Raw genomic sequence first — 13,810 nt, 5'->3', positions numbered from 1 at the left:
GCTCTACGAGCGCACAAGCGTTGTCATCACCACCAATCTCAGCTTCGCCGAATGGGCCACCGTCTTCGGCGACGCCAAAATGACCACGGCGCTGCTCGACCGCCTCACCCATCGCTGCCACATTCTGGAGACCGGAAACGACAGCTTCAGGTTCAGGGCGAGCACCGCGGCCGCCAAAACAAAGAAGGGAGCTTCAAGTGCATTGACCCAGGCATGACCCACAGAACATAACCGAAGGGTGGGTCAGTTCTCGATGACAAACCCGGGTCAGTTCTCAGCGACATTCAACAATCATGGTCATGGCGTCAGACTCCCAGAAGTTCGTTCAGGCGCGCGCGGCGGTCGGGCAGTTCAGATGTCGCGAAGCCCTCCACGATCCGGCCATGGTCCATGACATAGAACCTGTCCGCGACCTTGGCGGCGAAGCGGAAGTTCTGCTCCACCAGCAGGACCGTCATTCCGCGCTGCTTAAGCGCGATCAGAATCTCTCCGATCCGCTGCACGATGACAGGCGCCAGCCCTTCTGTCGGCTCGTCCATGAGGATCATCCGCACGCCGGTGCGCAGGACTCTGGCAATCGCCAGCATCTGCTGCTCTCCGCCGGAAAGCTTCGTGCCGAGAGAGCCGGAACGTTCCTTCAGGTTCGGAAACAGTTCGTAGATCTCCTTGACGGACATCCCCCTCGGAGACACTGCGGGTGGAAGAAGAAGGTTCTCTTGAACCGTCAGGGTGGCGAAAATGCCGCGTTCCTCAGGCACGTAGCCCAGTCCGCTGGATGCGACGCGGTGCAGCGGCACCTTCATCATGTCCTGTCCATCGAACATGATTTCCCCCTTCCGGGCAGAGGTGATGCCTAGAAGCGCCCGAAGTGTCGTGGTCTTGCCCACGCCGTTGCGGCCAAGGAACGAAACCGTTTCTCCGGCCTGAACATCGAAATCCACGCCGTGCAGGGCCTTGCTTTCGCCGTACCACGCCTCGAGCCCGCGGACGCGCAGCATTGGCTGGCGCTTTGCGTCAGTCATCTTCATTCCCCATATAGGCTTCGCGCACGCGCGGATCCGCCGCGACGGCAGTGTAGGTTCCGGTGGTAAGCACTTCGCCTCTTTGCAGCACGGTGACCCGATGGCAGAGATCGGCGACGACATTGAGATTGTGCTCCACCATGAGAACGGCGCACTCGCGCGAGATGTCGCGGATGATGCCGGCCACACGGTGGACATCCTCGTGCCCCATCCCGGCCAGCGGCTCGTCCAACAGCAGGACCTTCGGGTCGAGCGCAAGCGTCGTCGCGATCTCCAGAACCCGCTTGCGCCCGTAAGAAAGGCTGGCTGCCTCGAAATGAACGGCATCCGACAGGCCGACCCGGTCGATCAACTCCATCGCCCGCGCGTCGAGTTGGCGCAGGGCGGATAGCGGGCGCCAGAACTGATAGGACAGCCCCGCCGGTCGCTGCAGCGCCACCTTCACGTTTTCCAGCACCGTCAGATGCGAAAAGATGGCCGAGATTTGAAACGAGCGAACAAGACCGAGCTGTGCGAGACGCGCGGGACGCAGATGCGTCACATCGTCTCCCATCAACGTGATCGTGCCGGACGTGGGTTCGTGAAACTTCGTAAGCAGGTTGAAGACCGTCGTCTTTCCCGCACCGTTTGGTCCGATCAGGGCATGGATCTCGCCATGGTGGATGTCGATGTCGACATCCTTCACTGCCTGAAATCCGCCGAACCGCTTGCCGAGGCGGGTGGCAGACAGGACTGGCCTGGCGGCAGCAGGGTGCGCCTGGAGTGGCCGTTCCATCCGGGCCAGAGAAATGTTGCTCATATGCAATTCCGTTCATGTCCGAGGGCATGATGGCACCCCGACCCGCAGCCGGGGCGCCGGCATGGAAGGCGTCAGATGATCGGACAGCCTGTCTGCTCCACGGGGCGTACGGTTTCGGCCGCAGGCATGGTCGAGACGACCTTGCACAGATCCCAGGGCCCCGTACTTTCGTCCGGAGCTTTCGCCTGCAGAAGATAGGCCGGCAACTCGGCTCGCCCGTTTGCAAGGATGCGTCCAGCCCCGAACGCGTCGTCCTCGGTGGGCATTTCCTTCATCTTCGCCACCACCGCCGCTCCGTCGGCGCGGGCGGCATCCACCCCAGCTCGCGCAACGCCTTCAGATAATGCGCGGTCACGGAATAGCATCCCGCATGGACCATACCGGGATAGTTGCCGTTCATCGCGGGCAGAACCCGTTCGGTCCAGGCGCGGGTTCTGTCGTTCAGATCCCAGTAGAAGCTATTCGTGAACAGCAGGTTTCGCGTCGTATCCAGCCCCGCCGCATGCACGTCGTTCAGGAACACCACAAAGGCTGCCGTCTTCATCGTGTCGGTGATCCCGAATTCCGCCGCCTGCTTCAGGCAGGCCAGCAGGTCGGTCCCGCCAAGCGCAAGACCCAGCGTGTCGGCCCCGGATGACTGGGCGGCAAGCAGGAAACCCGCGAAATCTGTCAGGCCGATAGGATAGGCGGAGTTGCCCAGAACCTCGCCCCCTGCCGCTTCGATAAAGGCTGTTGCCTCGGCCTGAAGGGAATGCCCGAACGCGTTGTCGGTGGTGATGAAATACCACTTCTTGCCGCCTGCCCTAACCGTTTCGGTCGCAGCCGCCTTGGACAGCATGTAGCCGTCATAGGTCCAGTTGACGGTATTGGGATTGCACTGCTGCCCCGTGAACTCCGTTGCAGTGACCGCAACGCCAAGGCAGGGCTTGTTCTTTTCATGGGCAATCGCACTGGCAGCCAATCCGACGGCCGAATTCGGCCCGGCGATCAGCATGTCAACGCCATCGGTATCGAACCACCGCCGCGCGATGCCCGCGCCGATGTCGGCCTTGTTCTGGTGGTCGCCGTAGACCACCTCGACCGGGAAGTCCGGTGCCAGATCGGCGATGGCCTGCCGGACGCAGCCGACGCCTCCCGGACCGAGAAGATCGGTGTAGATGCCGCTGAAGTCGGCAAGCACGCCGATCTTCACCGGCCTCGTCTGCGCGAATGCCGGCAGACCGGCCGCCCCAAGCGCGGATGCCGCAGCGGCGGTCCCCAGAAACAGTCGACGCGATAATCCAGTCATCAAACCCTCCCGATTTGGACAAGTTACGACAGCTTTTGCTGGCCTTTTGCCTCCACGCGTCGGGCACCGCCGCATCGCGCGCTAGGGAACGATCCTCCGCAACCGTCCCCCTTGGAAGGATCGTAAATAACATCCGCGGGATCCGACATTCCAGTTTGTCAAAGGCGGGTATGTGAATTCGTTATGGGTAAGCCGGACAACGTCGGCCCGACGCCCGACAGTTCGGTCGCACACCGCGCTGCCCGCAGATATTCGGAAAGTCCGCCTCGGCCGGAACCCCGTGGATGGCGGGGTTGCTTCCCCCGGCTAAGCTGGCGAACAGCGCCTCGGGATTGCTTGCCGGCGGCTTCAGCCTTCCGGGAACAGGATCGCCTCGATGTCCATGGCGCCGTGCACGACATGCAGAACCGTGATCCGCTCGGGGCCAAGCCGATAAAAGATCAGATAGCGCCCATGCACCCGGCGCCGGATGCCCTCATGTTCATAGCGGGGCACAACCGGCCATGCGAGCGGCATGTCCGCCAGATCCATGCAGCACTGGTAAAGCTCTCTGATGAAGGTCGCGGCACGGAGGGGATTATCGCGCGCGATATAGTCGCCGATCGCCTCGAGATCCGCTTCGGCCGTGGCGGCGATCTCGACGATCATTCCGTGCCGCGCGGCCATGCCTCGTATCTGGCTTGCAGCCTGGCAGCCACGTCCGCGGCAGGCCGCACCCGCCCCGCGTCCGCATCGGCCAGGCCACGGGCCAAGGCCTGATCCAGCACGGCCAGGCGCGTCTCGCGCTCCTGGATCAGGCGGATGCCCTCGCGCACGACCTCGCTTTTCGAGTTGTAGCGGCCGCTTTCGACCAGCCTTGCCACATAGCCTTCAAGCTTCGGTCCAAGTTCAGCACTCAGCATGGGGCGCCCCTTTCTCTTTACAAGAATTTAACCCCGTTCATAACAGTTATCAAGTCGGCCCGCCACGCCTGCATGCGGCGCTTGTGCGAAAGCCCCCTACCCCGCCTCGATGCGGATCTGCGCGACATGGCCGCCCGCGCGCCGGACGGCGATCCGCAGCCGCTCGATCAGATGGGTGCGCAGATAGGCGGCATGAAAGCGGCTGGGGGCGATCAGCGTCAGGCAGCCCTGCTCTACCCCGCCATCGGCAAGACCCGCAAACCAGGCATCGAACAGCGCCCGATCCTCGGCGGCCAGAAGAGCGCGCGCCGCGCCCCACAGGCCCGCCTCGGCGGCGATCTCGGGACGGCGGAAGGGCACCACCGTGGTGTCGGCGGGCGCCGCCCCGGTCCCGGCCGGTTCCGTCTCGCCGCCCATCCGGGCCACATAGTCGGGACCGATATTCGGCCAGGCCGGGCGCGTGTCCAGCAGGATCCGGTCCAGGTCCAGCCCCAGCACCGATACCCTGCCCCGCGCGCCCTGCCGCTTGACGATGATCCAGCCCAGCACGCGGAGCCGCGCCATCTCGCGCTTGACGGTGCGTTCGTCCACGCACCACAGCCGGGCGATCTCGCGCTGCCCGATGGTCAGCTCGTCCGACTGCCAGTTGTAACGGGTCGTGATCAGCGCCATCAGCCGCAGCACCAGCCGCTGATAATGCGGATCCCCCGTCAGGGCATGGGCCATCATGGCCGACAGGATGTCGTATTTCTTGGCCGCAGCCTCTCGGCCGACGGCACGGATCCGCTGCATCGCCCCGTGTCCTGCCCTGTGTTAGAACTGCCCCTGCGGTGATGCCCCGGACGTTTCCAAGGGATGCTTTCAAACGCTTTTCACCATCGCCACCGCATTTGCGTCCGGTTTTCCGACTCTGTCAAGAGATTCGCGCCGTTGCCCGGTCAGCGTTCGCATCGTGCGTAAGAAAATCGGTATCAATGGTATAGGGGGACAGCCAGGGCGTCCCCCATTCAGGCGGGAATGTCCCCCAATCCGTTGCGGCGGCCACGAAGATGCCCCCCTATATGCTGGGCTGTTCCTCTGGCGCCTGCGCGCGCTGCAACGCCGATTCGCGCAACAGCGGCTGGATCCGTGCTAAAACCCTGATCCAGTGAACTTGGGTTTTGCCAAGGATGCAAATCCGGCGTAAAAGCGGAAAAAGCTCCGATCAGCGTTCCTCGCGACAAGGCCCATGATGTATACCTATCAAGACCTCGCCAAGCTGCAGGCCCAGTCCCTGAAGATGCAGGGCTGGATCCGCCGGCAGACCTTCAGCCCCGACAATGAAAAGACCCTGCGCCGCTTCTCCAGCTGGGAGGTGGCGGAACTGATCTTCCGCATGAACCAGTCCACCTTCCGGGGCAAGCTGGCCGCTGACCCGAACCTTCCCCTCGGGGAAGTCGAGGAAGACGGGCGGCAGCGGTGGTTCTCGCTGGAGGAGATCAACGAATTGCGGCGGCGCATCCGGGTCAACAAGAAATCCCTGATGCCGCCCCGCCCGGCCGACCGCCGCGCCTTCCGCGCCGCCATCGCCAATTTCAAGGGCGGCGCGGGCAAGTCGACGGTGGCGCTGCATTTCGCCCATGCGGCGGCGCTTGACGGATACCGCGTGCTGGTGGTGGACTTCGACCCCCAGGCCACGCTTTCCCATTCGATGGGCCTGACCGACGTGGGTGAGGATCATACCGTCTGGGGCATCATGGCCCGCGACCTGGAACGGGAAACCGACCGGATGAACGCCGCCGCCGCCGGGGCGGAATCGGGAACCGCCCTGCCCCAGCGAAAGCTGCCCTCCTCGATCCGCGACATGGGCCTCGGCTCGCTCAGATCCGCCGACTTCATCAAGCCGACCGCGTGGCCGACCATCGACATCGTGCCCAGTTGCGCGAACGCGGCCTTCGTCGAATTCGCCAGCGCCCAGTACCGGCACCTGAACCCGGAATGGACCTTCTTCGGCGCGGTGTCGCGTTTTCTCGACAGCCTGCCGGACGAGGCTTACGACCTGATCCTGTTCGACTGCCCGCCCGCCATCGGCTATCAGTCGATGAACGCGGTCTTTGCGGCCGACATGCTCTATATCCCGTCCGGTCCCGGCTATTGGGAATACGATTCCACCACCAGCTTCATCGGCCAGTTGTCCGAGGCGCTGGAGGATCTGTCCCATGGCTTCGAGAACTTCCCCACGGGGAAGATCGCTCTGCCCAAGGCCTTTGCCGACATCCGCTTTCTCATGACCCGCTACGAACCCGCCAACGAACTGCACCAGGCCATGCTGGGCGCCTTCCGCCAGGTTTTCGGCGACCGCATGGCCCAGCATCCCATCGAACTGACCCGCGCCGTCGAACAGTCGGGCCGCTTCCTCAGCTCGGTCTACGAAATCGACTATCGGGAAATGACGCGCGGCACCTGGCGACGGGCGCGCGCGACCTTTGACCAGGCATACGAGGAGTTCCGGTCCCATGTCCTGGCGGCCTGGGACAAGCTGGAGGACAAGGCATGAGCCGCAAGCGCCGCATGTTCGATATCGAGGTTCCTGTCGAAGAGACGGAGACCTTCCCCGCAGGGAAGGACGAGGGCCGGCGCCGCGGCCCCATGGCCACCGCCATCGCGGAAACCGCCGAATCCACCCGCGATCGCGCGCGGCTCGAGGCGGACATACGCGCCGAAAACGACGCGCTTGCCCAAGAGCATGTCCGCCTGAAGCGCGCCGGCCTGATCGTGGATCTGATTCCGCTGGACGTCATCGATACCCACAAGCTGATCCGCGACCGCGCGCCTGCGGCGGATTTCGAACTGGCCGAACTGGTGCAATCCATCCGCGATATCGGCCTGTCGAACCCGATCCGGGTCGAGCCGGGCAGGGACGGGCGATACGAACTGATCCAGGGATGGCGCCGCCTGTCGGCCTATCGCCAGCTTCTGAAGGACACGGGCGATGCGGAAAGCTGGGGCCGGATCCCTGCGGGCATCGCCGCGCGCGGGGATGCGCTGGAACAGCTTTACCGCCGGATGGTCGACGAAAACATGGTTCGCAAGGACATCTCGTTCGCCGAGATGGCGCAGCTTGCCCTGCATTATGCCATGGATCCGCATACAGCCGAACACGATGCCGATCGGGCGGTCGCGATCCTGTTCAAGTCCGCAGGCTATCAGAAGCGCAGCTATATCCGCAACTTCATCCCCCTGGTCCAGGCCCTGGGCGAGGTTCTGCTCTATCCCCAGGAAATCCCCCGCGCCCTGGGCCTGTCGCTGGCGCAGCGCCTGGCCGAGATGCCGGGCCTCGCCACCGCCATCGCTGCCGAGCTCAAGGATTGGGACACCCGCTCGGTCAAGGACGAACTTGACGTTCTGCGCCGGTTCGCGGGGCAGGGGGCCGAAGCATCCCAGGATGCCGGGCCCGTCGGCAAGGCGGCCCGGCCCCCTCTTCCCGAAGGCCGCGCCAAGACCACCTTCCAGATCCCCCGTCCCCAGGGCAACGCGAAATGCACGGCCGCCAACGGCCGCCTGGAAATCCGCCTGCCGCGCGATTTCTCGACCGTGGACCGCAGGAAACTCGAAGCCGCGGTGGCCGCGCTTCTGGACCAGATCGGCTGAGGGACCGCCCGGACGTCGAGAAGTGCCTCCGACTTTGACGCGTCGCGACGAGCGAATAAGCAAGCGTTGCGCGGACCACCACCAGGGTGTCGCGGGCCGGATCGGCGCCGGAAGGCGCCGCAGGGCAGGGCGCTCGAGGCGTATTCCTTGTGGATGATCCCGCAGCCTGGCGCCGCTCCGCCAGCTGCGGGTCGAGCGTCTGTCGCGGTCGAGACGCGGGCATAGCCGATCAGGGCCAAGGAACCGTCGGGATCATGGGTGCAAAGGGGTTATATGTTGTCGCGAGGAATCCGGCGGCAATCGGAGATGCCCGCTGGCCCTCTGGGCCTTTCCACGCGGCAGGCTCCCTCCGGACATGAGATCTTCGATAAGGTGTCCTTATCGAAGGTCTATTGTCATGCGAAAAGAATACGAAGTGATCCGCATGAACGAATTCAACTGCGGTTATACTACGTTTCTCCTGGTGCTTTATTGGCGAGATCAAGCTCTCAGTCCGGTCCCAGAACCCGCGGGGCCACGACGGCGGAACCGCGGACGGGATGGGGTAGTTGGCTTCGGGATCAGACAGGGCGGATCATGGACGGATCACTTTCGACAATTGTCGCCGCCTATAGCCGCCCTGTCCTGGTGCAGATCGTCGTTGCCATTCCCGTCAGAAACGAGGCCCGGCGTCTGCCGAGGCTGCTGCGGGCCCTCTCGGCGGCGGCGATGCGGTCGCCCCTGCCGGTGACGGCGGTGGTTCTGGCCAACAACTGCACCGACGGCAGTGCGCGGATCGTTCGGTCCTTTACCCATCCGTCGCTGCGCCTGGAACTGCACCAGGTCGATTTTCCCGACCCCAATGCCGGGATCGCCCGCCGGGTCGTCCTGGATCTGGCCGCGCGTCCCGGCGCGCTGATCCTGACCACCGACGGGGACGCCGCGCCCCATGCCGACTGGATCGCCGCCGCGCTGCGCGCCGCGGATGCGGGGGCCGATCTGGTCTGCGGCAGGATCGACGCCGATTGCCGCCATGTCCTGGCCACCGCCCCCGGCCGCAGGGTGACCCAGGCCGAGGCTGCCCATGGCGCGCTGCAACACGAGATCCGCCATGCCGTCGACCTGCTGGCCGGGCGCCAGGGTCCGGAGCGTCCACATTATATCGAATCCGCCGCCTCCATGGCGATCCGCAGCGATGGTTTCCGCTTGATCGGCGGGCTTCCCGACACCCGCTCCAGCGAGGATCGCGCCCTGGTCCATCAGGCCGAATCCCATGGCCTGGCGATCCGCTATGCCGACGACATGCTGGCCACGGTGTCGGGCAGGCTGCACGGCCGCGCCGAGGGCGGCATGGCCGAAGCCCTGCGCCAGCGGATGTCCGATGACGATCCCCTGGCCGACCAGGCGATGCTGCCGGTCCCTGTCCTGGCGGATCTGTGGTCCCGCGCGACGGCCGGGGACAGCCGCCCCTGGCCCAGCCGCGCCCTGTCCTTGGGCAACCGCCTGCGCGCCTCGGATCTGGAAGCGGAGCTGCCCGCACTGAGGCGCCTGGTCGAAGGGTCCGTGCGCCCCCGGCTGCTGCCCCGGGGAAAGAGTGCCGCATGACCGACATCGCCCGTGCCGCGCGCCTTGTGGCGCAGGCGCCCTGCGACGGTCCCGACGGTCCCTCTGGCCCTGCCTTGGCGCATGCGCTGCGGCAGGGCGGACTTCTGGACGCCCCGCTGTCCGTCGGGCAGCTTTTCGAGGCCTTGGCGGCCATCGGCCGGGCGAACCTGTCGGCGGGCCGCATCTTCGAAGGCCATGTGAACGCGGCCAAGCTGCTGGATCTGTATGCCCCCGGCGACAGGAGGGGTGGCCTGCTGGGCATCTGGGGGGCCGACGGTCCCGATCCGGTCAGGATCGACGGCCCCCTGTTGCGGGGGCAAAAGCTGTTCGCCAGCGGCGCGGACGTGCTGGACCATGTGATTGTGTCCGCTGGCACGGGCGACGGCCCGCAGCTTCTTCTGTTCAGCCGCCCGCAGCTTGAAGGGCGGCTGTTTCCCGACGAGTGGCGGGTTTCGGGTATGAAGGCCACCGCCTCGGGGCGCTGCGACCTGGAGGGGCTTGCCGTGGCCGAGGCCCTGCGGATCGGCGGTCCCGGCGACTATCTGATCGAACCGCATTTCCAGGGCGGGGTCTGGCGCTATGCCGCCGTGCAACTGGGCGCGATGCGGGCGCTGACGGCGATCACCGCCGATCAGCTGCAACGGCGCGGGCAGGACGCGGCACCCTTGCAGGCCATGCGCCTGCGCCGGATGGTGACGGCCTGCGAAACGGCCCGGCTGTGGCTGTGGCAGGCCGCCGATCGGGTGGAACGGCCCGATGCGGTGCCCGAGGATGCCGAGGCCGCGATCCTGGCGCGGCTGCTGACAGCCGAGGAAGCGGTCGCGCTGATGAACGCCATGGACCAGGCCCTGGGGGCGGCCTCCTTTGCCACCGCCCATCCCGCCGACCGCATCCGCCGCGACCTCGGCTTCTATATCCGCCAGGCCAATCCCGACGGGCTGGCCCTGGGGGCCATGGCGCGCATCCTGCAAAGCCCCGCCCTGCGCGACAGATGGATCGGATGAGCGGGTTTCTGGACAACCTCGGTCCCCCGATCGGCGTGGCCGATCTGCTGGGCGGACGCCCCCTGGCCGTGCTGGCGCCCCATCCCGACGACGAAACGCTGGGCTGCGGGGCGCTGCTGTTCGACGCCGCCGCCCATGGCGCGCGTTGCACCGTGATCTGCGTGACCGATGGCAGCCGGTCGCATCCGAAATCCCGCGGATGGCCGCCCCGGCGGTTGGCCGAGCAGCGCCGGGCCGAGCTTGAGGCCGCCGCCGCCATCCTGGGCGCGACGACGCATTGGCTGGGACATGGCGACTGCCGGGTGCGGACGGATGCCGACATCTCGGACCTGATCCCGCAAGGCGCGCTGCTGCTGGCGACCTGGGAGGGGGATCCGCATGTCGATCACCAAAGCGTGGCGCGGATGGCGCGGACCCTGGCCCGCCGCGACGTCGCGCTGGCCTATTACCCGATCTGGGGCCGCTTCACGGACCGCACCGCCCCAACCCGCACCATCGCGGCCTCGGCCGCCGCGCTGACGGCCAAGCGTCGGGCGCTTGCCTGCCACCGCAGCCAGATGACGCCGCTGATCGACGACGATCCCGAGGGATTCGTCATGGAGCCGTGGCGCCAGGAGCATTTCCTGACCCATCCCGAGATCGTCATTGCCCCATAGAGACACCCTTGCGCATCTGTCCCGGCTCTATGCCGCCAGCGAGGATCCCTGGAACCATCGCTCCAGCCCCTATGAGGCCGCCAAGTTCCGGGAAACCCTGTCGGCGATCGGCCCCGGCCCGTTCCGCGAGGCGCTGGAAATCGGCTGCGGCAACGGCGAACTGGCGCGCCGCCTGGCCCCTCGCTGCCGACGCCTGACCGCGATGGACTGCATCCCCGCGGCGGCCGCCACCGCGCGCCGCATCCTGGCCGGGTTTTCCCAGGCTACGGTGCTGCAAGGCTGCGCGCCAGACGATCTGCCCGACATCCGGCCCGACCTGGTGCTGTTGTCGGAAGTCCTCTACTTCCTGACCCCCTCGGAAATCTCGACCCTGGGCGGCTGGCTGAACCGGAACGCCGCCGGTCCCGTCGTCGCGGTCAACTGGACCGGGCCGACGGACGAGCGGCTGAACGGAGCAGAGGCCGTCGGCCTGCTCGGCCAAACCCTGGTCATGGCACAGACGCGTCATTTCCCGCGATTTCGGCTGGATGTCCTTTGGCCTGTGCAAAGCTCCATCCGGCCGCGCTGAGGGTCGCGGGCGATCCGACGACGCTGGCAGCCCGGCTGCACGATCATCGTGACGCCCGCGCGGCCCTGACCGCCGTCACATGAGCGGCAGTTGGATTGATTTATCTCAGTCCTCATCCTCGGGACAGAAGATATTCAGAAGGTGTTCACGGAGGCTGAACTCGATTTTCGCGTTCGGGGCCACTGCCGCGAGGGCCTGTTTGCAGATGAGATGGACGCGCGGCCGACCCGCGTGCTGGGCTTTGTCCATCCGCGCCTGATAGGAACGCTTTTCGCCGCCCGGCTTGAGAAGGCCTGCCCGTTCGAGGCTGGCCAGATGCCAGGGCCTGGCATCCTTCAGCATATCGACGGTCAGGTAATAGAACCGATGGTCCTGCCATCCGGTCCGGTCCTCCTGTTTCCGAGGCGTGCCCCCCAACCATCGCAATCGATGGCCGTGGGCTTCGATGGCGTCGAGCAGGATACGGAGCGCGGGGCCGACGCTGTGTTCCTGCGCTGCCGAGTGCCAGAGCGCCGCAAGGTGATGAGCGGCCGTCATCGCGGCGTTTTCCGTCCAGGGAAGGATCCCGGCCGCGATCGCCAACTCCCCCGCCGCGCCGACCACGCCAAGTCGCCGGAGATGCGGGAGAAGGGTGCCTGGAGGTGACTCCGTTCGCAGTTCCAGTTCCCGCGCGACGAAACGATCCATGTGGCGATGCAGCATCGCCTCGGCGTGTTCGCGATTGTTGACCAGCCATTCGATGAAGGCGCCTGCCGCATGGCCGTGGTGGTCCCTGATCATGCCGCGCAGGGCGGTGACAAAGGAGGCTGCATCCGGGTATCCGTGCAGATCGTCGAAGGCCCCGTGGAGGCCTGCCCCGACCGGGATATCGAGGAAACGCACCCTGAGAGCCTCGGCCTGGAGATGTCGCTTGCGCCGGAAAATCTCGATCGTCGGGGCCTCGCTGCTCATCAGGATCACGAGGCGATGCCCGGTCTCGCGATTTTCGAAAGAACTGTCCGTGGCGAAGGACGCCAGGGCCGTCATTTCCTTTGAGGAAGGGTGGGCATTGAAGGCCTCGATCGTCATCAGACCATCGTTCCGGCGCGCTTTCAGATCCTCCAGCCGCCCCGGAAACTGCGACCAGAACGTCGTCGTCGCCGGGGAATCCCCGGCACTCTGGGCGGATTGCAGCAACAACGACTTGCCGGAGCCGGGTCGGCCGTAGACGTTCAAACCCACTGTTTCCATCCGCGCCAGCTCGAGGAGCGGGCCCGCAAAGCCTGCGGAGAGGGCGGCCATCAGGAGCGGGTTTCCCTCGGCACAGGTGGCGATGCCGCTCGACCAGCCTTGGAGAGTTCCCGCCCTCGGCACGGGTGAGGCATTGAACAGGGCAAGGTCAGGCACGTCCTCCTTGCGTCGCGCGACAGCACGCCCATCGGGCTGAACGAAGAGGCGATTGCACCCCGGCAGGGACACCCAGCCGGCCCGGTCGAGGCGCCATCCCAGGGGTGGCTGCGACTCCGCGGTCCATGCGCGGAGGAACTCGACAAACTCTCGCAAGGAAACGTGGATCGGAAATCCCAGTCCTGTCAGCCTCCTTGCGAAGCCGGAACCGGAAGCGAGATCCGCCATCCCGCAAGCGATGGACTTTATCTGGCCGGAGAGGTCCATGAACTCGAAGAGAACCGCGTAGCCGTCCTGGGTCCCCGGGCGACGGAGCGTGAGAGCGGGAAAGATCAGGCCGCAAACCCGCTTCGGGCTGGAAAGGAAATGGATGGTTCCCTTGTCGGCATCCACGTCGAGATTTCCGGGAAGGGTTTCCCGGATCCGAGCCGCCAGGGCATGACGATCCGCTTCAGCCTTCCTGTCGGGAATGCAGGCAGGAAGGTGGGGCCGAGCGACTTTCGCGGCCGAATCCGCATGGATCGGCGGATTGCCGACGGGCTCTCCTTCTTGCCTTCCGCCGTCAAGGAACCGATCATCCATTGCTGCCGCTCTCCTGTTTCGCTGCCCGACCCTCGATAGGGCTATTGACCCCGGCCCCCGATTGACCCTGGCCCCCGGACGCACGGCATGGGTCGCACTTCCGGCAAAGGGTCAATGCCCCGTTAAAATATTAAAAATAACGAACACAGGAGGTTATGATAAATCTCGGCACGGAAAAAATCAAGGAATTCGTGACGCAATAACACTGGCGGACCGAAGGAATTAACATTCCGGTTTTTCTTGATAAGGAATAATTTCCCAAACAAATTGGAAAGCACTTTTTATTATTACAGAAACTTTCGTCATATATTTTTGTGGAAATTTTCTTGCCGAGGTGACGGTCTGCCTTCAGACAAAAACTGTTGGACGTGTTGGACTGTTGGACCGGC

15 protein-coding genes are annotated in these 13,810 nt (G+C 65.2%); 7 read left to right on the top strand and 8 right to left on the bottom strand.

Going from position 1 to position 13,810, the window contains the following annotated elements; all coding sequences use genetic code 11:
- Window positions 1-217 (top strand): ATP-binding protein (locus ACTJI6_RS22025; protein ID WP_440803744.1); only part of this gene is annotated, 217 nt, incomplete at its 5' end.
- Between the two features lie 88 nt (window positions 218-305).
- Here ACTJI6_RS22025 and ACTJI6_RS22020 read toward each other — a convergent pair.
- The 7 genes from ACTJI6_RS22020 to ACTJI6_RS21990 form a co-directional block, all read right to left on the bottom strand.
- Window positions 306-1,022 (bottom strand): ABC transporter ATP-binding protein, encoded by a 717-nt coding sequence (locus tag ACTJI6_RS22020; RefSeq protein ID WP_440803741.1) that lies wholly within the window; start codon window positions 1,020-1,022, stop codon window positions 306-308.
- Window positions 1,015-1,821 (bottom strand): ABC transporter ATP-binding protein, encoded by an 807-nt coding sequence (locus ACTJI6_RS22015; RefSeq protein ID WP_440803739.1) that lies wholly within the window; start codon window positions 1,819-1,821, stop codon window positions 1,015-1,017. The genes ACTJI6_RS22020 and ACTJI6_RS22015 overlap by 8 nt, the downstream gene beginning before the upstream one ends.
- Window positions 1,822-1,892: 71 nt before the next feature.
- Complete coding sequence (locus ACTJI6_RS22010; RefSeq protein ID WP_440803737.1) at window positions 1,893-2,105, bottom strand: hypothetical protein; 213 nt, start codon at window positions 2,103-2,105, stop codon at window positions 1,893-1,895.
- A complete protein-coding gene (locus ACTJI6_RS22005) occupies window positions 2,093-3,109 on the bottom strand; it encodes an ABC transporter substrate-binding protein (RefSeq protein ID WP_440803736.1) in 1,017 nt (338 codons plus the stop codon). The genes ACTJI6_RS22010 and ACTJI6_RS22005 overlap by 13 nt, the downstream gene beginning before the upstream one ends.
- Window positions 3,110-3,457: 348 nt before the next feature.
- Window positions 3,458-3,775 carry a type II toxin-antitoxin system RelE/ParE family toxin gene (locus ACTJI6_RS22000; RefSeq protein WP_440803734.1) on the bottom strand — a complete coding sequence of 106 codons (318 nt, stop codon included), beginning with the start codon at window positions 3,773-3,775 and terminating at the stop codon, window positions 3,458-3,460.
- Entirely contained in the window at window positions 3,754-4,011 is a 258-nt protein-coding gene (locus ACTJI6_RS21995) for a type II toxin-antitoxin system ParD family antitoxin (RefSeq protein WP_440803732.1), read from the bottom strand. Before ACTJI6_RS21995 ends, ACTJI6_RS22000 begins: the two co-directional genes overlap by 22 nt.
- Before the next feature lie 96 nt (window positions 4,012-4,107).
- Complete coding sequence (locus tag ACTJI6_RS21990) at window positions 4,108-4,803, bottom strand: hypothetical protein (RefSeq protein ID WP_440803730.1); 696 nt, start codon at window positions 4,801-4,803, stop codon at window positions 4,108-4,110.
- Between the two features lie 439 nt (window positions 4,804-5,242).
- Here ACTJI6_RS21990 and ACTJI6_RS21985 point away from each other — a divergent pair, with 439 nt between their 5' ends.
- From ACTJI6_RS21985 to ACTJI6_RS21960, 6 genes are all read left to right on the top strand, one after another.
- Window positions 5,243-6,547 carry an AAA family ATPase gene (locus tag ACTJI6_RS21985; protein WP_126156269.1) on the top strand — a complete coding sequence of 435 codons (1,305 nt, stop codon included), beginning with the start codon at window positions 5,243-5,245 and terminating at the stop codon, window positions 6,545-6,547.
- On the top strand, window positions 6,544-7,641 hold the full coding sequence (locus ACTJI6_RS21980; RefSeq protein WP_440803728.1) for a ParB/RepB/Spo0J family partition protein: 1,098 nt from the start codon (window positions 6,544-6,546) through the stop codon (window positions 7,639-7,641). Before ACTJI6_RS21985 ends, ACTJI6_RS21980 begins: the two co-directional genes overlap by 4 nt.
- A 576-nt stretch (window positions 7,642-8,217) precedes the next feature.
- Entirely contained in the window at window positions 8,218-9,225 is a 1,008-nt protein-coding gene (locus ACTJI6_RS21975) for a glycosyltransferase (protein WP_440803726.1), read from the top strand.
- Complete coding sequence (locus tag ACTJI6_RS21970; protein WP_440803723.1) at window positions 9,222-10,229, top strand: acyl-CoA dehydrogenase family protein; 1,008 nt, start codon at window positions 9,222-9,224, stop codon at window positions 10,227-10,229. The genes ACTJI6_RS21975 and ACTJI6_RS21970 overlap by 4 nt, the downstream gene beginning before the upstream one ends.
- Window positions 10,226-10,885 carry a PIG-L deacetylase family protein gene (locus ACTJI6_RS21965; protein ID WP_440803721.1) on the top strand — a complete coding sequence of 220 codons (660 nt, stop codon included), beginning with the start codon at window positions 10,226-10,228 and terminating at the stop codon, window positions 10,883-10,885. The genes ACTJI6_RS21970 and ACTJI6_RS21965 overlap by 4 nt, the downstream gene beginning before the upstream one ends.
- The gene (locus ACTJI6_RS21960; protein ID WP_440803718.1) at window positions 10,875-11,453 is read left to right on the top strand and encodes an SAM-dependent methyltransferase; all 579 of its coding nucleotides are present in this window, start codon (window positions 10,875-10,877) and stop codon (window positions 11,451-11,453) included. Before ACTJI6_RS21965 ends, ACTJI6_RS21960 begins: the two co-directional genes overlap by 11 nt.
- A gap of 105 nt (window positions 11,454-11,558) precedes the next feature.
- On the opposite strand, the gene ACTJI6_RS21955 is transcribed toward ACTJI6_RS21960, so the two are convergent.
- A complete protein-coding gene (locus tag ACTJI6_RS21955; RefSeq protein WP_440803716.1) occupies window positions 11,559-13,421 on the bottom strand; it encodes a DUF927 domain-containing protein in 1,863 nt (620 codons plus the stop codon).
- Window positions 13,422-13,810: the final 389 nt, after the last annotated feature.

The organism is Paracoccus sp. 22332, from assembly GCF_052045125.1.
Taxonomy (GTDB): Bacteria; Pseudomonadota; Alphaproteobacteria; order Rhodobacterales; family Rhodobacteraceae; genus Paracoccus; species Paracoccus haematequi_A.
Note: the sequence above shows the minus strand (reverse complement) of the source record. Positions and strands in the feature narration are given on the sequence as shown.